Below are 18,827 nucleotides of genomic sequence, written 5' to 3'. Positions count from 1 at the left end.
AAGTATGTTATTTAAAGATTATAATATTAACCAGTTTGTTTTAGAATTATCTTCAGATGCACCATCACCTGGAGGTGGTAGTACAGCAGCATTAGTATCTGCATTAGCAGCAAGCTTAAATTCTATGGTTTATTCTTTAACTGTTGGAAAAAAAAGTTTTGATATTTTAAAAGATGAAGAAAAAGAAAAAATGATAGAGTTTAGAGAAAAAGCTAAAAAATTTACAACTGTATCTCAAGAATTTATGGAAAAAGATAGAGAAGATTTTGTAGGATTAATGGCATCATATAAGCTAGCTAAAAATACTGAAGAAGAAAAAAATAATAGAAGCAAAGCTATACAAGAAAACACTGTAAAAGCTATGAGAACACCTTTAAATTTAGCTGAAAATGCATTGGAATTTTATGAAAATATAAAATTTGCAGTTAAGTTTGGAAATAAAAACTTAGTTTCTGATGCTGGAGTTGCTGCAATATTGCTACATGGAGCAATTGAGAGTGCAATACTAAATGTAAAAGTGAACTTAAATTCACTAAGAAATGAAGAGTTTTTCTTAGATATAGATAAAAGATGTAAGGAAATTATTAAAGAATCATTAGAAGAAAAAGAAAAAATAGTAATTGAAGTAAATAATGTTATTTATCCTAATAATTAAAAAAAGGCTCTAAGAGCCTTTTTTTAATTATTAGGCAATTCATTTAAAGATTTAAATTCATAACCTTGAGATTTTAATTCTTGTATTACTGTTTTTAATATTTTAGTATTTGTATCAGAAACAGCATGTAATAACATAATTGAACCAGGATGAGCTCCTTCAACTATTTTTTTAGTTGCAGCTTCTTGTGATGGTTGTTTATCAACTAACCAATCTTTGTAAGCAAAACTCCAAAAAATTGTTTTATAACCTAATGCTTGAGTTTTTTTAAGAGAATTTTTTGAATATTTACCCATTGGAGGCCTAAAAAACTTTGGCATATCAGTTCCTGTTAAAGTTTTAAATTCATCTTCTACATCTGTAAATTCTTTATTGAATTTCTCAGTATTAGTAATAGATGCCATTGAGGGATGATGAGAAGTGTGATTGCAAACTAAATGACCTTCTTCAACCATTCTTTTAACTATATCAGGATAATCTTTTATATAAGGTTTTACCACGAAAAATGCTGCAGGTACATTTTCTTCCTTTAAAACATCAAGTATTTTTGGAGTATTTCCATTTTCATATCCTTCATCAAAAGTTAAATAAAGTACTTTTGAATTTGTATCTCCAACATAATATGCACCTAATTCATTAAAAAAATCTGAAGATTCTTTAGGACACTCAGGAGTTTTTCCTTTTTCCCTATTAACAAAATACCAATTTAATTCTGTATCATCAGAAGCAAATACTTGAGCGGATATAAATACTGGAATTGTTAATAATAGAGATAATAAAACAGAAAATACAATAAATCTTGCTTTTTTCATTTATTTCACCACCTTTAAATTTAAGTATTTACAAATAGTGTTTGCAAAAGTTACCGATTTTAAGCATGTAAAATAAAAGATCATATAGTATAATCTGGATTAATACAATTTCTTTATTTCTTGAAATAATTATTATTGTAGAGTATAATTTTAAAGATATGATTAAAGATTAGAAAGGAATGTACATAGATGAATTTAGGAATCGTTGGTTTACCAAATGTTGGTAAAAGTACTTTATTTAATGCAATAACTAAAGCTGGAGCAGAATCAGCAAATTATCCATTTTGTACAATTGAACCAAATGTTGGAGTAGTAAGTGTACCAGATAAAAGATTAGATGTTTTAGAAAAAATGTATAATACAAAAAGAAAAGTTTATACAGCAGTTGAGTTTTATGATATAGCAGGTTTAGTTAAAGGAGCTTCTAAGGGAGAAGGATTAGGAAATAAATTTTTATCTCATATAAGAGAAGTTTCTGCAATTGTTCATGCAGTAAGATGTTTTGATGATGGAAATGTAATACATGTAGAAGGATCTGTTGACCCAATAAGAGATATAGAAACTATAAATTTAGAATTAATATTTGCAGACTTAGAAGTTTTAGATAGAAGAATGGAAAGATCTTTAAAGCTAGTTAGGTCTGGAGACAAAAAGGCAAAAGAAGAATATGCAGTTATGGAAAGAGTTAAGGCTCATTTAGAAAAAAATCTTCCAATAAGAACCATGGAAGTAACTGAGGAAGAGGAAGAATATATAAAGGGGTTATTTTTAATAACATCTAAACCTGTTTTATATTCATGTAATATTTCAGAAGATGATATGATGGCTGGAAATATTGAAAATGAATATGTAAAAAAAGTTAAAGCTTATGCAGAATCAGAAAAATCAGAAGTTGTAGTTGTATGTGCAAAGTTAGAAGAGGAACTTTCTGGCTTAGAAGACGAAGAAAAAAAAGAAATGTTAGAAGAATATGGATTAAATGAATCAGGTTTAGATAAATTAATAAGAGCAAGTTATAAACTTTTAGGATTAATCAGCTATTTAACAGCTGGAGTACAAGAAGTTAGAGCTTGGACTATTAAGGAAGGAACTAAAGCTCCGGCAGCAGCAGGAAAAATTCACTCAGATATTGAAAGAGGATTTATAAGAGCAGAAGTTGTTGGATATAATGATTTGATTGAATGTGGTTCAGAAGCAGCAGCAAAAGAAAAAGGGCTTTATAGATTAGAAGGAAAAGAATATATAATGAAAGATGGAGATGTTGTTAACTTTAGATTTAACGTGTAAACTTCATTAAAAGTAAAAAACTGGTGAATATTTCACCGGTTTTTATTTTTTTATTTAAAATAAATTTATAGAAATAATAAATAAAACTTGAAGAATTATCCTAAGTTTTATACAATATATAGTATAAAGTGGTTATAAGTGGTGTAAAGTGGAGTAAAAAATAAGATTAGAGGTTAGAGATATGTTTATAGGTGAATATCAGCATGCTTTAGATACCAAAAACAGAATGATTGTACCTTCTAAGCTTAGAGAAGGATTAGGGAATAAGTTTGTTATAACTAAAGGATTAGATGGATGTTTATACGCATATCCAGAATCGGAGTGGAAATTGTTAGAAGAAAAACTTAAATCTTTACCACTTACAAACAGAGACGCTAGAGCTTTTGTTAGATTCTTTTTTTCAGGTGCTTGTGAAATTGAGATGGATAAGCAAGGAAGAGGATTGATTCCTCAAAATTTAAAAGAATATGCAGGGATTGAAAAGGAAATAGTAAGTATAGGAGTATTAAGCCGAGTAGAAATTTGGAGCAAGGAAAAATGGCAAGAATATAATGAATCAGATGTAGATTTTGATTCTATAGCAGAAAAAATGAGCGAGTTAGGAATATAAGGAGAAGTAATTATGGAATTTAAACATGTTTCAGTACTTTTAAACGAATGTATAGAAGGATTAAATATAAAAGAAGATGGGATTTACGTAGATGGAACATTGGGCGGAGCTGGGCATTCTTCTCATATTGCAGAAAAACTGTCTAAAAAAGGAAGGTTAATAGGAGTAGATCAAGATAAAGATGCTTTAAAGGCAGCAGGAGAAAGATTACAAAATTATAATAATGTAACTCTGGTTCATAATAACTTTTATAATATAGATAATATATTAAATGAGTTAGGTATAGAAAAAATAGATGGAATGCTTATGGATTTAGGAGTTTCATCGTATCAATTAGATACTGGCGAAAGAGGATTTAGTTATATGCAGGATGCTCCGTTAGACATGAGAATGAATAGAGAAAATCCACTTTCTGCTTATAATGTAATAAATGAATATGATGAACAAGAAATATATAGAATTATTAGAGATTATGGTGAAGAAAAATTCGCTAAGAGGATAGCAAAGTTTATTGTTGAGAGAAGAGAAGAAAAACCTATAGAAACAACTTTAGAACTAGTAGATATAATCAAGGATGCTATTCCAGCAAAGGCTAGAAGAGAAGGGCCACATCCAGCTAAAAGAACATTTCAAGCTATAAGAATTGAAGTTAATAGTGAACTTTCTATTTTAAATAGAGCAATTGAAGATGGTGTAAATAGATTAAACAAGGGTGGAAGAATGGCTATAATAACATTCCATTCTCTTGAAGATAGAATAGTTAAAATAAAATTTAAAGAGTTAGCTACTGCGTGTACATGTCCAAAGGAATTTCCTATCTGTGTTTGTAAAGGAATAGCAAAAGTGAAATTAGTTAATAGAAAAGCTATAGAACCAACTGCGGAAGAAGTAGAAGAAAATCCAAGAAGTAGAAGTGCAAAGCTTAGAGTTATAGAAAAACTATAAAATAGTTAAGTAAAATGTTTGGGGGATGTAATAAAATGGTGGAAAGAGAATATGATTATATAAGAGGTAACACAGTAATACAACCTAAGAGAAAAAATGATGATACTAATAAGAAAAAGCGTTTAGAAGAAGAAAAGAAGCAAAGATTAGAAAAAAATAAACGTATAAGAAAAGCTAAAATTATTGCAACTAAAAATATAATTCAAGTTGCAGCGTTAATAAGCTGTTTAGGTGTTTTGATAATTGGAAGGTATGGTAAAATTTATAAGATGCAACAAAATCTTACTATGATAAAAGATGAAATAAGAGTAGTAAAGGCAGAAGGAGAAGCACTAAGATTTGATTTGCTAAAGTATTCATCTTTAGAAAATGTTAAAACAACAGCTGCAAATTTAGGAATGAAGTCACCAGATAAAAATATATCAGTTACTGTAGATAATTCAAAAAACTATTTTTCAAACCTATCTAATGAAGTGGAAAAAACAGAAGTTAAAAAGAATATAATTACTAAGATTAAGGATGCATTTAATTAGAGTGCATCCTACATGTTTTTTATCAATTACATGGGGGAATGAAGTTGTATAAAAAGAATTACAGAGATAAGGCGGTAATGAAAAAGAGAATATCATTAGCCCTTACAGTATTAACTTGTTTATTTGGGGCATTGATTATTAGGCTATCCTACATAATGATAGTTAAAAGATCTGACTATGCTAGTCGTGCAGAAGAGCAATGGACAAGCGAAGTTAAAATTGATGCTAGGCGTGGGAGGATATTAGATCGAAATGGTGTTGAACTTGCAGTTTCTGCTAATGTTTATAGAGTAGATTTTGATTTGAATTCCATAAGATCTCATCTTAAAAAAGAAAATCTAACAAATGACGATATTTCACCTAAAATAGCTACTGCATTAGATATGGAAAATGAAAAAGTTTTGAAAAAACTTAACACAAAACTTCCAAGTGGTGCAGATGCAGGTTCAGCAACATTAGTTAGAAGAATAGAAAAAGAACAAGCAGATAAAGTAAAAGATTTAAAAATACAAGGTGTAATTGTTTCTCCAGATACTAAGAGGTATTATCCAAATGGTAATTTTCTAGCTCATGTTTTAGGGAGTACCAATATAGATGGACAAGGATTAACAGGTGTAGAATTACAATATAATAAATATTTATCAGGAACACCAGGTTTGAGAATTTCAGAATTAGATAAATATAATGATGAGTTACCTTATACTATTTCTAAATTTTCCCCACCGGTGGATGGGAAAGATGTTACATTAACTATAGATGGAAATCTTCAAGCCTTTGCAGAAAAAACTGCAGAAAAAGGTTTAATAGATAATAAAGCAAATCAAGTATCTGTGCTTATTATGGATCCTAATACCGGTGAAATATTAGCTATGGCAAATAAACCAGATTTTAATCCTAATAAACCATATGAAGGTTCTGAAAATTTCCAAGGAGAGACAGCAGGTGATAAGCTACAAAAAATGTGGAGAAATCATTTAGTAAATGATACTTTTGAACCAGGATCCATATTTAAGATAGTTACTATGATTGCTAATATGGAAGAGGGATTAGTAAAGGAATCAGATACTTTTACTTGTAATGGTAATTTAAAAGTAGGACCTCATACTATAAAATGTTGGAAGACATCAGGACATGGAACACAAACACTTCCTGAAATCTTACAAAACTCTTGTAACGTAGGGTTTATGGAGATTGGTAAAAGGATAGGAAAAGAAAAATTAAATGAATATATTAAAAAGTTAGGCTTTGGAAAAGTTAGTGGTATAGATTTACCAGGAGAAGCTAAAGGTATTGTAAAAAAAACAGAAGATATAGCAGAAGCTGATCTAGCAACTATATCATTTGGTCAAACTAATACCTTAAATGCAGTTCAATATATGGCTGCTTTTAATTCAATTGCAAATGGAGGAAAACTTATACAACCACATGTAATGAAAGAAGTGAGTTACAATGATGAAAATGGAAGTAGAGTGGTTGATAAAAGTTTTGAACCAGAAATAAAGGAAGTTTTAAGTGCAGGCAATACAGCTATACTAAGAGATTATCTTGAAAGAACAGTAGCCCAAGGAGGATCCAGTAAATCTTATATAGAAGGATATCATATAGCTGGTAAAACAGGTACAGCTCAGAAAGTAAACCCTAATGGTGGTGGATATGAATCAGGTAAATATATATCATCATCTGCAGCATTTGCTCCAGTTGATGATCCTAAGATAGCAGTATTTATATCTATAGATGAACCAAGTTCGGGAGCATATTATGCAGGACAAATAGTTGCTCCTTTAATAAATAATTTATTTACAGATATATTTAATTATATGGAATCAGACTTTTCAAAAGATAATATAAATAGTATAGTTAAAGAGGTAATAATACCAGAGATAAGAGGGCTTGAAGTAAGTGAAGCAAAAAAAGTATTAAAAGAAAGCAACTTAGAGTATAATATTGATGGAAATGGGTCTATAATAACAGATATAAAACCTTATCCAGGATATTCCGTTAAAGAAGGTACGAAGATAAATCTTTACACAGGAACAACTGGAGATTATAATAAAAACGTTATTATGCCTGACTTAAGGGGGTACTCAGTTGAGTCAGCAACTAAAATTCTAAATGGATTAGGAATAAAATATACCATTGAAGGAAAAGGTGTTGTTACTAAACAAAGCATTCCCAAAGGTGAAATTATTATTAAAGGTACAGAAGTGAAATTAGTGCTTAATGAAGATTATGGTGATTAAAAAAGAATTTCCCTTTAATTTAGCATGTGGAAGTTTCACATGCTAAATTTTTGTAAAAAAATAAGGAGATATTCTTTCATAATATTAAGGAGATGGTGAAATGAAACTATTAGAATTATTAAATGGTGTTGAATATGAAGTATTAGGTGGGTCATTAGACAAGGAGATAAATCATCTTCAATATGATAGCAGAAAAATACTTAAGGGTGATATGTTTGTTTGTTTAAAAGGATTTGAGGTAGATGGACATGATTATGCAAAAAAAGCAATTGAATTAGGTGCAACTGTAATTCTTTGTGAAAGAGATATAAATATTGAAAATGATGGTACACTTACTATTATTAAGGTTAATGAAGGAAGAAAAGCATTAGCTACTATGTCAGCTAATTATTATGGACATCCAACTAAAAAACTAAAACTTCTAGGTGTTACAGGGACTAATGGTAAGACTACAACCGTATATATATTAAAATCAATTTTAGAGAAGGCAGGAAAAAAAGTAGGTTTAGTAGGAACTATAGCTAATTATATAGGAAATGAAAAGATAAAATCAGAAAGAACTACTCCTGAGTCATTAGAATTACAAAAATTATTTAGTGATATGGTTAATCATGGATGTGAATATTGTGTTATGGAGGTATCTTCACATTCATTGGAATTAGATAGAGTATATGGATGTCATTTTGAAACAGGGATATTTACAAATCTTACAAGAGATCATTTAGATTTCCATAAGAGCTTTGATAATTACTATAATGCAAAGTTTAAATTGTTTGAAAGAAGTGATATAGCAATTATTAATGTTGATGATAACTATGGATATAAAGTTTTAAAAGATGTAGAAAATTTAAATAGTAAAAAAGTAATAACATATTCAATTAATAATGAAAGTAACATAAAAGCATCAGATTTAAAATTAAAAGATAAAGATATTCACTTTAAGGTAAATGGAGAAGAATTTAACTCTATATTACCAGGCGAATATAATGTATATAATGCACTAGGAGCAATTTCAGCTATGAGAGCATTAGGAATTAATGAAGATTTTATAAAAGCAGGTTTAATGGATGTTGTAGTTCCAGGACGTTGCGAAAGAGTAGGATATAAGTATGATATTCCTTATGATGTTATTATAGACTTTGCACATACACCAGATGGACTTAAAAATATACTAGAAACGTTAAGAGGCTTTACAAAAAATAGACTTATTGCAGTTTATGGATGTGGTGGAGATAGAGACAAAGTTAAGAGAGCTGAACTTGGAAGAATAGGGACTGAACTTGCTGATTTAGCAATAATTACATCAGATAATCCTAGAAATGAAGATCCAATGGCTATAATAAAAGAAATAGTTTATGGTATTACAAAGACAAATTACTTAGCTATAGAAAATAGAATTGAAGCTATAAAATTAGCACTTAATATGGCAGAAGAAGGCGATGTTGTTGTATTAGCAGGGAAAGGCCATGAAAATTATCAAATAACTAATGAAGGTGTAATTCATTTTGATGAAAGAGAAATAGTAGATGAAATTTTAAGAAAGTAATCTGAGGTGATTAAGTTGGAATTAACTTTTATTGAACTTATAGAAGCAATTGATGGAGAAATTTTAATAGACGGTAAAAATAAAGAGTTTAATAATTTATGTATAGATACAAGAAAGATTCAAAAAAATAATATATATTTAGCAATTAAAGGAGAGAACTTTAATGGTAATGGCTTTGTAAAAGAAGCTTTTGATAAAGGTGCTTCTATTGCTATTGTAGACGAAGTTTTATTTGATAAAGAAGCTTTAAAAGAAAAAGGTATAGTAATAAAAGTTGATAGTACTTTAGAGGCTCTTTTAAAGCTTGCTAACTATTATAGAAATAAATTAAAAGTAAAGATTGTTGGGGTAACAGGTTCTTGTGGAAAAACATCTACAAAGGATATTATTGCAGCAGTTTTAAGTGATAAGTATAAAGTTTTTAAAACAAAAGGTAATTTTAACAATCAAATTGGATTACCATTAATGATTTTAGAATTAGATAGTACAATAGATGTTGCAGTATTAGAAATGGGTATGAGTGATTTAGGGGAAATAGAGTTACTTGCAAAAACAGCAAGACCAGATATTGCTGTTATAACTAATATAGGTTTATCTCATATAGAGAATTTAAAAACCCAAGATAATATACTTAAAGCTAAGATGGAAATAACATCATTTTTTGAAAAAGATAATATACTTATTATTAATGGAGAAGATGAGAAACTTAAAAACCTTGGAAAAAAATGTTTTGAAATTTATAAAATTGGATATAATCATGAATATGATGTTATTGCAACTAATATTATACTAGAAGAGGATAAAACTATATTTGATGTTGTGTTAAATAAAGAAAGATATACTTTTAAGTTGCCAATGGCAGGTAAGCATAATGTATTAAATGCAATGCTTGCTATAAAAGTAGCAGATTCCTTAGGGGTAACTTTTGAAGAAATGGAGAAAGGTATAAATAATTTAGAAGCAACATCAATGAGATTACAAGTGATAAAGAAAGAAAAAATTACAATAATAAATGATTGCTATAATGCAAGTCCAGATTCTATGAAATCTTCTTTAGATGTACTAAATAGTTATAAAAAATATAGAAAAGTAGCTATTTTAGGGACTATGTTTGAACTTGGAGATGAATCTGTTAGTGCACATAAAGATGTTGGTGAATATGCAAGTAGTAAAGTAGATTTGTTAATAGCGGTCGGAGATTATGTAGATAGCTTTAAAGAAGGATTTAAAGGATCCTTGCTTAAAGTTTATAACACAAAAGAAGAATTAATAAGAAACTTAAATAAACATATCAAAGAAAATGATATAGTTTTAGTAAAAGCTTCAAGAGGTATGAAGTTTGAAGATATTATTACTTCTTTAGAGAATATCTCAATATAACGAAGGAGGTGAACTGCCTAATTAGGCAGGAATAATATGGGGGATAAGGTAATAGATATAATAACATCAAATTTAGTTATAGCATTAGTATTTGGTTTTATAATAGCATTAATACTAGGGCCAATAACAATACCAGTACTTAGAAGATTAAAGTTTGGTCAGAATATAAGAAAAGAAGGGCCACAAAGTCATTTAAAAAAGGCAGGAACTCCTACTATGGGAGGAGTAATGTTCATATTAGCTACTGCTATCGTAATGATAGCTATGAGATACAAAGTATCTGATGAAGCGATGATAGCACTATATTCTTTAATAGCCTTTGGATTTATTGGATTCCTAGATGATATGTTAAAGATAATCAAAAAAGAAAATGAAGGATTAAAGGCATGGCAAAAGATGGCTTTACTTGTTGTTTTCTCTTGTGTTATCGCAATATATGGATATGTTAATTTAGGAACAAATTTAAAGATTCCGTTCATTGGTACTAGTATACCACTAGGAATACTTTATATACCATTTGTAGTAGTATATTATGCAGCTGTTACCAATGCTGTAAACCTTACTGATGGATTGGATGGATTAGCTTCTACAGTTACAGTATTAGTACTTACATTCTTTGGAGTAGTTGCTTTTATTATGAAGCATGAGTCAATTGCGGTATTTTCAATTGCATTAGCTGGAACATTATTAGGATTTTTAAAATATAATGCATATCCAGCTAGAGTATTTATGGGAGATACAGGTTCATTAGCAATTGGTGGAGCAATAGCAACTATAGCTTTAGTATTAGAGCTTCCATTACTTCTTGTAATAGTTGGAGGAATTTACGTAATAGAAACACTTTCTGTTATTTTACAAGTATCATCTTATAAATTAAGAGGAAAAAGATTATTTAAGATGGCTCCAATACATCATCATTTTGAACAAGTTGGATGGAGTGAAACAAAAATTGTTACTGTATTTTCTGTTATAACTGTATTGCTATGTTTTATAGGTTTTATAGCCCTTTAATCAATTAATTTGGAGGAGTTTTTATGAGAGGAACTAAGCCCAAGAAAAAAGTTGGAGAAATTGATTATGGCATATTTTATGCTGTCGTACTTCTTTTAGCAGTGGGAGTGGTTATGGTTTATTCAGCAAGTTCATACTATGCTATGTTTAAAGAGGGTGATAGCATGGTATTCTTAAGAAAACAATTATTATGTGCAATTATAGGATTGATTTCAATGATTTTTATGATGTCTATAGATTATCATAAACTTAAAAAGATAACACCATACTTATTGATAGTTACAATTCCTTTACTTGTTGCTGTATTTTTCTTTCCAGCAGTAAATGGTGCAAAAAGATGGATTCAGCTTGGACCATTATCCTTTCAACCATCTGAGCTTACTAAATATGTAGTTGTATTATTTGTTGCAATGAGTTTGGATATTAAAGGTGATGGAGTAAAGAAATTTTGGACTGGTATAGTACCTTACTTAGGAGTTGCAGGTTTTTTTGCTGGAATGATACTATTGGAAAAAAATCTAAGTATAGCTGCAATAATTATGATTGTTACTTTCATAATGCTTTTTGTAGCAGGAGGACGACTTGTAGATTTGTTTGGAAAAGTTGCGCCGGTTCTTATTGCAGCTGCAATGGGATTTATATTTTTTGAACCATATAGAAGAGCAAGAATGCTTAATTTTCTAAATCCATGGCAAGATCCAGCAGGAGATGGTTATCAATTAATACAATCTTTTTATGCATTAGGTGCAGGTGGGATAACAGGCCTTGGTCTTGGTCAATCAAGACAAAAAACACTCTATATGCCAGAACCACATAATGATTTTATATTTTCTATTATAGGTGAAGAATTAGGTTTAATAGGATGTTTATTAATAATATCTTTATTTATTTTCTTTATATGGAGGGGAATAAAAGTAGCTATTAAAGCTAAAGATACTTATGGAACGTTATTAGCTGTTGGTATAACATCTGTAATAGCGGTTCAAGCTATAATTAATATAGCTGTTGTAACAGGATCAATGCCGGTTACTGGAGTTCCTATGCCATTTATAAGTTATGGAGGAACATCGCTAGTAATTACTATGATGGCAATGGGAATACTTTTAAACATATCTCGGAATGTTTCTGGAAAAGAAATAGTAAACAATGATTAAATATAATATTTAAAAAGGAAGACACTAAAAATGTCTTCTTTTTTTATTGAAAAAATTTAAAAAGAAATTAAATTTAATAAAAATGTAATGAAAAAAATTCCATGAAGTGTTATTATTAAAATGAAAGATTATATTATGTAAAAGTAGGAGAGTTATGGATAAAAAAGCAAAAGAGTTTATAAATAAAAAGAAAAGAAAAAAAGCACTTAGAAGATTAGTATTATGGGTTTTTGTTTTAATTATAGCATTAGTGATATTTATATATAAAGCATCAATATTTAATGTTAAAGATATAACAATAAATGGAGTAATAACATTAAATAAAGAGGAAATACAAAAAAATGTAGAAGGATTTAAAGGCCTTAATATCTTTACATTGGATTACAATGAAATTGAAAAAAGTCTTTTGAAAAATCCATATATCAACAAGATTTCTATAGAAAAAAGAGGAATAAATAAACTTAACATAAATATTACAGAAAATAAAATAGCTTTCTATATTAAAGACGGGGAGGCTATTAAGATTATAAATAATAATCTTGTTTTAGTTGAGAGAGTTAATACTTTAGAAGGTAGAAAATTAGTTGAAATTATTGGTTTAAGTAATAATAACAAGGGAATAGGGGAAGTAATAGTAGATGATTATAAAAATACTTCTAAAATATTAAATGATTTTTACCCTATAATACAAGAAATGCCGGAAGAATATTTTTTCTCTTACATAGATCTTTCAGATTTGACTAGTATAAAAGCTTCTATAGGAGAAGTTAAAATTTATTTAGGTGATAGTGAAAATCTTGTAAAGAAAATGAATTTAGTTTTAAATTCAATAGATCAAGGCGTTATAAAAAAGGGTTACATAAATGTAAGTTATGATGGACCAGCAGTAATAAAACAAGAAGAGTAGAAGAGGGGGAAAATAGATGAAAAAAGTAGCTTCTCAAATAGTTGTGGCAATTGTTTGTGCATTACTAGGATTTTTACTTTCACATCAATTTAAATTATTGAATAAAAAAGATCCAGGAAATATTAATAAGCAAAATTTAAATATAATAGAAGAAATAGATTCATTAAAGAAGGAAAAAGAGGAACTTACAAAAACAAATGCATTACTTTCTGAACAGTTAAAAGGCTTAGAAGATGCAGCATCAAAAGAAGGGGAAGTAGAAGCTAAAGTAAAAAAGGAACTTGATAATGCTAGAATGAATTTAGGGCTTGTAGATGTAAAGGGACCGGGGCTTATATTAACTATTACTCCAAAGACAAATATTTTTGGATCAAATGCAAATGATTCTTCAAGAACAATAAGCGAAGATGAAATAGTTCATGTAGTTAATTCATTAAAGTATGTAAGAGCAGAAGCGATTTCTGTTAATGACTTTAGATTAACTCCACAAACTGGGATTAAAAATTCAGGGAATAATATATGGATAGGTACAGCTGGAAAAATTGATCCAAAGGAAAAAATAATAATAAAAGTAATTGGAGATAAAAAGCAATTAGAAACAGCTGTAGGTTTTGCAGGAGTTTTAGATTATAATGCATTACAAAATTATAATAGTGAAATTAAATTAAGTGATGAAATAGTAATTAATAAAACTACACAATCTTTAAAAACTGAGTATATTATACCTGTTAAACAGTAAGGGGGAATTAGAATGATTGCATTTATAGGACTTTTAATCGGAGTACTTTTAGGATTATTATTAGATGTAAATATACCAGATAGCTTTTCACCATATATGTCAGTAGCAATACTTGCATGTCTTGACTCAGTATTTGGAGCAGTAAGAGCTTCTTTATCAAAAAACTTTAAAGCGGATATATTTATTTCAGGTTTTTTTGGTAATGCTGCTTTAGCAGCAGGTCTTGCGTACCTGGGTGATAAATTAGGAATTCCTATTTATATTGCTGCTGTAATTGTATTTGGTGGAAGAATATTCGATAACTTTGCTGTTATAAGAAGGTTAATAATAGAGAAGGTGAAGTCACGATAAAGAGGTGATTAAATGAAAAGATTAAATGGGAAGATATTTATTTTTATAGCCTCTATAGCTGTAGGTGTTCTAATAGTTACAAATATAAATTTAAACTTAACTAGAACACCGTCAGTTGCTCAATTAAATACAGTAGAATATAAAAAAGCAGTTGATGAAAGGAATAAATTGTATAAAGATATTGAAGTTTTAAGAAATGATAATTCTCAAGCTAAATATAAAATAAATAAGTATAGTGGAAATGATAATAAAAAAGAAAAGCTAATAGATGATATGAAAAGGCAGTTACTAGATTATGGTATGTTAAATGGAAGTATAGATTTAAAAGGACCGGGTTTAATTATAAAAATTAATGATGGCGATTATAACAGAAAGCTTGAAACTCAATTTGATGTATGGAGAAAAACATTACATGATAATGATATGGCTTTAGTTCTTAATGATATTAGAAAGGCTGGAGCAGAAGCAATTTCTATAAATAATCATAGAGTAATTGGTTTAACAGGAGTGAATTGCAATTGGGCTTTTATAGGATTTGAGGATGACTCAATGGAAGGAGCACCTTTTTATATTTATGCAATAGGTGATCCAGGAACATTAAAGGCAGCATTATTAGCAGAGGATAGTCATATTCAAAAACTTGCGAGAAGAAAGCTTAAGGTAGAAATAGAAGAAAAAGCGGAAATATTAGTTCCAGCTACAATACAAAATATGGATGTAAAATATATGGAAAGATATGATGTAAAATAAAATTTTATTAAAAAAATCTAAAAAAATGAAGGAATTTTAGTTTTTTTGAAGAATAATATAAAAGAGTAATTTATCTTTAGGGGGATTATAGATTTGAATATAGAAGAAAATATAAAAGCAATCATACAAAAGATACCTGAAGATGTTAAATTAGTTGCTGTATCTAAAACAAAACCATTAGAGGACTTAGAAAAGGCCTATGAATTTGGAATAAGAGATTTTGGTGAAAATAAGGTTCAGGAGTTAATTTACAAAGAAGAGATATTCCATAAAGATGTAAAATGGCATTTAATAGGAAATTTACAAACAAATAAAGTTAAATATATTGTAAATAAAGTTTTTTTAATTCATTCTTTATCTAGTATAAAGCTTCTTCATAAAATTGAAAGTGAATTTGGAAAAGGGAAAGCAATTGCTAATGTATTAATACAAATTAATATTGGAAGAGAAGATAGCAAGGGTGGACTATTAGTAGAGGAATTAGATGAAATAATTAAAGAAATAGAAAAGTGTAAATTTGTTAAGGTAAAAGGTCTAATGGCTATAATACCAAAGGGTGAAGAAGAAAGTAATAGATATTACTTTAAGGAAATGAAAAATATATTTAATAAAATAAAAGGGCAAGATTATTCCAATATATCTATGGAAATTCTATCAATGGGAATGTCGAAAGATTTTGAAGTTGCTATAAGTGAAGGGGCAAACCTTGTTAGAATTGGGGAAGGTATATTTGGAAGTAGAAAATAGAGTGGAGGAATAAAAAGTGGGAAACATGTTTGGAAAATTTAAGGAAATTATAGGTTTAGGCGAATATGACGATGAGTTTGATGACCTAGAAGAAATGGAAGTAGAAGAAGAAATTCAAGATGATATTGAGCCGATAATATCTAAGCAAAAGGGCAGTAAAGTTGTTAATATCCATACAGCATCAACAGCAAAGGTTATGGTAACAAAGCCAACAAACTACGATGATGCAAGAGAAATTGCAGATGCTATAAAAGCAAGAAAGATAGTATTAGTTAATGCAACTACATTAGAAACTAAAATTGCACAAAGATTAGTAGATTTTATTAGTGGATCTTGTTATGTATTAGGTGCTACATTACAAGAAATAGAACAAAGAGTTTATTTACTATCACCATCTAATGTAGAAGTAACTAACGAATTAAAAAATGAATTAAGTTCAAAAGCCTTATTTAATTGGAACAAATAGGAGGGGATTTAAATAGGCATAATAAGAACAACTTTAGTTTTACTAATTAAATTATTAGAATTTACTATTTTGGCAGAAGTAATAATGTCGTATATACCAAATTTAAGAGAAAATGCAATGTATAAATTAGTATTAAATTTTAATTATCCTATACTTGAACCATTTAGGATATTACAAAATAAGCTTTTTTCTGTATCAGCAGTTGATTTTTCTCCTATATTTGCAATTTTATTTTTAAATTTTATTAGGATAATACTATTATGATAGATAAAGAATTAATAATTAAAAGTTTTGATAAATATGAAGTTAATGAAGCACTTAATGTATATGAAAAAATGATGTTAGCATATAAAAAAGATATTGTAGTTTTCACAAATTCTTTCTATCCTCCAAATATATGGAGCTTTTTTCAGAGAAATTTAATAACTAGTAATTTGAAAATTGATACTTTAGGTGCTTTTAAAGATTCAGAAAGAAGAATGATATCCTTTAATAATTTATATAATGAAAATTATCCTATGATTATGTTAGAAATAAATAATAAATCAAATTTTTCTACTCTTCAGCACAAAGATTATCTTGGTGCTTTAATGTCTTTAGGCATAGAAAGAGAAAAGATTGGAGATGTTTTAGTAAAGGATAATAGGGCATATGTTCCCGTATCAGATGGAATTAGCAATTATATAATTTTTAATTTACAATCTATTGGTAAAGTACCAGTAGAAATTAATGAAATAACCAATATTGATATATTACCAAACTTTGATTTTAAGGAAGAAGTTATTATAATAGCTTCTTTAAGAATAGATAGTTTTGTTTCTAAGGTATCTAATATATCTAGAACAAAGGCTCTAGAATTAATTGATAATGGAAAAGTTTTAATTAATTATGTTAGAGTAAAGAGTAAAAGTGAAGAAATTTCAAAAGACACTAGAATTACTGTTAGAGGTATTGGAAAGTTTATAGTAGGAGATATAGTTGGCAGTACTAAAAGTGGTAAGCAAAGAGTGATGATAAAAAAATATACATAATATAGAGGTGGTTTTATGAAGCTTACTCCAATGGACATCAATAATAAAGAGTTTAAAAAGGGATTAAGAGGGTATAATGTAGAGGAAGTAGACGAGTTTTTAGATGAAGTTGTTGAAAATTATGAAGAACTTTATAAGGAAAATTCAAGGTTAAAGGAAAGTTTAGCTAGAGTTAATGACCAAGTTGAGCATTATTCAAAAATTGAAAATACTATACAAAATACATTATTACTAGCACAAAATGCAGCTGAACAAGCAAGAGAAAGTTCTCAAAAAGAAGCTGATATGGTAATAAAAAATGCTAATGAAACAGCACAAAAAATATTAGATAAGGCTCATGGTGATGTTATACAAATCAATGATGAGTATGAAAAAGTTAGACAAGAGTTTATTAAATTTAGAGCTAAGTTTAGAAACTTTATGAATACTCAAACTCAAACCTTTGATGAATTAGAAAAAGACTTAACAAAAAATTATAGTGTAGCAGAACCAGTTGAAGAGTTACAAATGATTTGTGAAAAGAATATTGAATTATCAGAAGATAATATCGAAGAAGTAGAAGAAGTATATACAGATGATATGGATGAAATAAAAAGTTTCTTTGCAAAAAAATAATATCTAAAAATCCGTGAAAAACGGATTTTTTTGTTTTTATTAAGGATATAGAGTTTTTTATTGAGAATATTTTTTCAATATATTATAATGTGGTAAGGATTATTATAGAAGTGGAGATTTAAAATAATGGATGAAATTATTATAAATACTGTAGAAGAAAATATAGGTGAAAGATTAGATAAATACCTTACTATTGTAATAGAGGGAAAATCAAGATCTTTTATTCAGGGATTAATGGGTAGTGGAAATATTCTTGTAAATAAATGTGAAGTAAAAAGTAATTATAAGATAAGAAAAGATGATATTATATCGATAATTATGCCAGAGCCTGAAGTTTTAGATATTAAAGCAGAGGAAATACCTTTAAATATTATTTATGAAGATGAAGATGTCGCAGTTATAAATAAGCCTCAAGGCATGGTAGTTCATCCTGCACCAGGGAATTATACTGGAACATTAGTTAATGCTATTTTATATCATTGTAAGGACTTATCAGGTATAAATGGAGTTATAAGACCTGGAATAGTTCATAGAATAGATAAAGATACTTCAGGAATATTAGTAATAGCAAAAAATGATGAAGCTCATAATAATTTAGCTATTCAATTTAAAGACCACAGTATAAAAAGAGAGTATTATGCTTTAGTAGAAGGTAAATTTAATAAATTAGAGGGTACTATAGATAAACCATTAGGTAGGCATAAAAAGGAAAGACTAAAAATGGCTATTATTGATGATGGGAAAAGGGCAGTAACACATTATGAAGTTTTAGAGCAGTATAATAATGGAACATCATTAGTTAAATGTAAATTAGAAACAGGAAGAACACATCAAATAAGAGTTCATATGGCATCTATAGGTCATCCTTTGGTAGGAGACCCCTTGTATGGATTAAAAAAGCAAAAGTTTAAATTAAATGGTCAAGTTTTACATGCAAAGACTTTAGGATTTATACATCCTAGAACTAAAGAGTATATGGAATTTGATTCAGAGTTACCTAAATATTATAATGAGTTACTACAAAATCTTAGGAAATAAAGAGGTGTAT

Annotated in this window: 21 protein-coding genes; 20 read left to right on the top strand and 1 reads right to left on the bottom strand. The window is 28.4% G+C overall.

What is annotated here, in order from left to right; genetic code table 11:
* The first annotated feature begins 4 nt into the window (after window positions 1–4).
* Window positions 5–655 carry a cyclodeaminase/cyclohydrolase family protein gene (locus ACYQ1T_RS14600; RefSeq protein WP_459836150.1) on the top strand — a complete coding sequence of 217 codons (651 nt, stop codon included), beginning with the start codon at window positions 5–7 and terminating at the stop codon, window positions 653–655.
* Window positions 656–678: 23 nt separating this feature from the next.
* On the opposite strand, the gene pdaA is transcribed toward ACYQ1T_RS14600, so the two are convergent.
* Window positions 679–1,467, bottom strand: a complete 789-nt coding sequence (pdaA, locus tag ACYQ1T_RS14595) for a delta-lactam-biosynthetic de-N-acetylase (RefSeq protein WP_459836148.1) — start codon at window positions 1,465–1,467, stop codon at window positions 679–681.
* Window positions 1,468–1,656: 189 nt separating this feature from the next.
* Between pdaA and ychF the strand changes: the two genes are divergently transcribed.
* The 19 genes from ychF to ACYQ1T_RS14500 all read left to right on the top strand — a co-directional run bounded on the left by ychF (window position 1,657) and on the right by ACYQ1T_RS14500 (window position 18,817).
* Window positions 1,657–2,754: a redox-regulated ATPase YchF gene (ychF, locus tag ACYQ1T_RS14590; RefSeq protein WP_459836146.1), complete on the top strand. Its 1,098-nt coding sequence runs from the start codon at window positions 1,657–1,659 to the stop codon at window positions 2,752–2,754.
* A gap of 181 nt (window positions 2,755–2,935) precedes the next feature.
* Entirely contained in the window at window positions 2,936–3,364 is a 429-nt protein-coding gene (gene mraZ, locus ACYQ1T_RS14585) for a division/cell wall cluster transcriptional repressor MraZ (protein WP_459836144.1), read from the top strand.
* A 12-nt stretch (window positions 3,365–3,376) separates the two neighbouring features.
* On the top strand, window positions 3,377–4,309 hold the full coding sequence (rsmH, locus tag ACYQ1T_RS14580; RefSeq protein WP_459836142.1) for a 16S rRNA (cytosine(1402)-N(4))-methyltransferase RsmH: 933 nt from the start codon (window positions 3,377–3,379) through the stop codon (window positions 4,307–4,309).
* Window positions 4,310–4,344: 35 nt separating this feature from the next.
* The gene (locus tag ACYQ1T_RS14575) at window positions 4,345–4,842 is read left to right on the top strand and encodes a cell division protein FtsL (protein ID WP_459836140.1); all 498 of its coding nucleotides are present in this window, start codon (window positions 4,345–4,347) and stop codon (window positions 4,840–4,842) included.
* A gap of 44 nt (window positions 4,843–4,886) precedes the next feature.
* On the top strand, window positions 4,887–7,082 hold the full coding sequence (locus ACYQ1T_RS14570; protein ID WP_459836138.1) for a stage V sporulation protein D: 2,196 nt from the start codon (window positions 4,887–4,889) through the stop codon (window positions 7,080–7,082).
* A 100-nt stretch (window positions 7,083–7,182) separates the two neighbouring features.
* Entirely contained in the window at window positions 7,183–8,628 is a 1,446-nt protein-coding gene (locus tag ACYQ1T_RS14565; protein ID WP_459836136.1) for a UDP-N-acetylmuramoyl-L-alanyl-D-glutamate--2,6-diaminopimelate ligase, read from the top strand.
* 15 nt (window positions 8,629–8,643) lie between these two features.
* The gene (locus ACYQ1T_RS14560) at window positions 8,644–10,008 is read left to right on the top strand and encodes a UDP-N-acetylmuramoyl-tripeptide--D-alanyl-D-alanine ligase (RefSeq protein WP_459836134.1); all 1,365 of its coding nucleotides are present in this window, start codon (window positions 8,644–8,646) and stop codon (window positions 10,006–10,008) included.
* A 36-nt stretch (window positions 10,009–10,044) separates the two neighbouring features.
* Window positions 10,045–11,019 carry a phospho-N-acetylmuramoyl-pentapeptide-transferase gene (gene mraY / locus ACYQ1T_RS14555; protein ID WP_459836131.1) on the top strand — a complete coding sequence of 325 codons (975 nt, stop codon included), beginning with the start codon at window positions 10,045–10,047 and terminating at the stop codon, window positions 11,017–11,019.
* A gap of 23 nt (window positions 11,020–11,042) precedes the next feature.
* Window positions 11,043–12,173, top strand: coding sequence for a stage V sporulation protein E (gene spoVE, locus ACYQ1T_RS14550; protein WP_459836129.1), 1,131 nt, complete (start codon window positions 11,043–11,045; stop codon window positions 12,171–12,173).
* A 154-nt stretch (window positions 12,174–12,327) separates the two neighbouring features.
* A complete protein-coding gene (locus tag ACYQ1T_RS14545; protein WP_459836127.1) occupies window positions 12,328–13,080 on the top strand; it encodes a cell division protein FtsQ/DivIB in 753 nt (250 codons plus the stop codon).
* A gap of 16 nt (window positions 13,081–13,096) precedes the next feature.
* Window positions 13,097–13,819 carry a DUF881 domain-containing protein gene (locus ACYQ1T_RS14540; protein ID WP_459836125.1) on the top strand — a complete coding sequence of 241 codons (723 nt, stop codon included), beginning with the start codon at window positions 13,097–13,099 and terminating at the stop codon, window positions 13,817–13,819.
* 12 nt (window positions 13,820–13,831) lie between these two features.
* Window positions 13,832–14,170 (top strand): small basic family protein, encoded by a 339-nt coding sequence (locus ACYQ1T_RS14535; RefSeq protein WP_459836123.1) that lies wholly within the window; start codon window positions 13,832–13,834, stop codon window positions 14,168–14,170.
* A gap of 12 nt (window positions 14,171–14,182) precedes the next feature.
* A complete protein-coding gene (locus tag ACYQ1T_RS14530; RefSeq protein WP_459836121.1) occupies window positions 14,183–14,920 on the top strand; it encodes a DUF881 domain-containing protein in 738 nt (245 codons plus the stop codon).
* A 93-nt stretch (window positions 14,921–15,013) separates the two neighbouring features.
* A complete protein-coding gene (locus ACYQ1T_RS14525; RefSeq protein WP_459836119.1) occupies window positions 15,014–15,667 on the top strand; it encodes a YggS family pyridoxal phosphate-dependent enzyme in 654 nt (217 codons plus the stop codon).
* A gap of 16 nt (window positions 15,668–15,683) precedes the next feature.
* On the top strand, window positions 15,684–16,133 hold the full coding sequence (locus ACYQ1T_RS14520) for a cell division protein SepF (RefSeq protein ID WP_459836117.1): 450 nt from the start codon (window positions 15,684–15,686) through the stop codon (window positions 16,131–16,133).
* A 12-nt stretch (window positions 16,134–16,145) separates the two neighbouring features.
* The gene (locus ACYQ1T_RS14515; protein WP_459836576.1) at window positions 16,146–16,397 is read left to right on the top strand and encodes a YggT family protein; all 252 of its coding nucleotides are present in this window, start codon (window positions 16,146–16,148) and stop codon (window positions 16,395–16,397) included.
* The gene (locus ACYQ1T_RS14510) at window positions 16,394–17,164 is read left to right on the top strand and encodes a YlmH/Sll1252 family protein (RefSeq protein WP_459836115.1); all 771 of its coding nucleotides are present in this window, start codon (window positions 16,394–16,396) and stop codon (window positions 17,162–17,164) included. The genes ACYQ1T_RS14515 and ACYQ1T_RS14510 overlap by 4 nt, the downstream gene beginning before the upstream one ends.
* Before the next feature lie 15 nt (window positions 17,165–17,179).
* Window positions 17,180–17,779 carry a DivIVA domain-containing protein gene (locus ACYQ1T_RS14505; protein WP_459836113.1) on the top strand — a complete coding sequence of 200 codons (600 nt, stop codon included), beginning with the start codon at window positions 17,180–17,182 and terminating at the stop codon, window positions 17,777–17,779.
* Between the two features lie 126 nt (window positions 17,780–17,905).
* Window positions 17,906–18,817: an RluA family pseudouridine synthase gene (locus ACYQ1T_RS14500; protein WP_459836110.1), complete on the top strand. Its 912-nt coding sequence runs from the start codon at window positions 17,906–17,908 to the stop codon at window positions 18,815–18,817.
* Window positions 18,818–18,827 lie beyond the last annotated feature (10 nt).

It is taken from the genome of Clostridium carnis (assembly GCF_054657435.1).
Note: the sequence above shows the minus strand (reverse complement) of the source record. Positions and strands in the feature narration are given on the sequence as shown.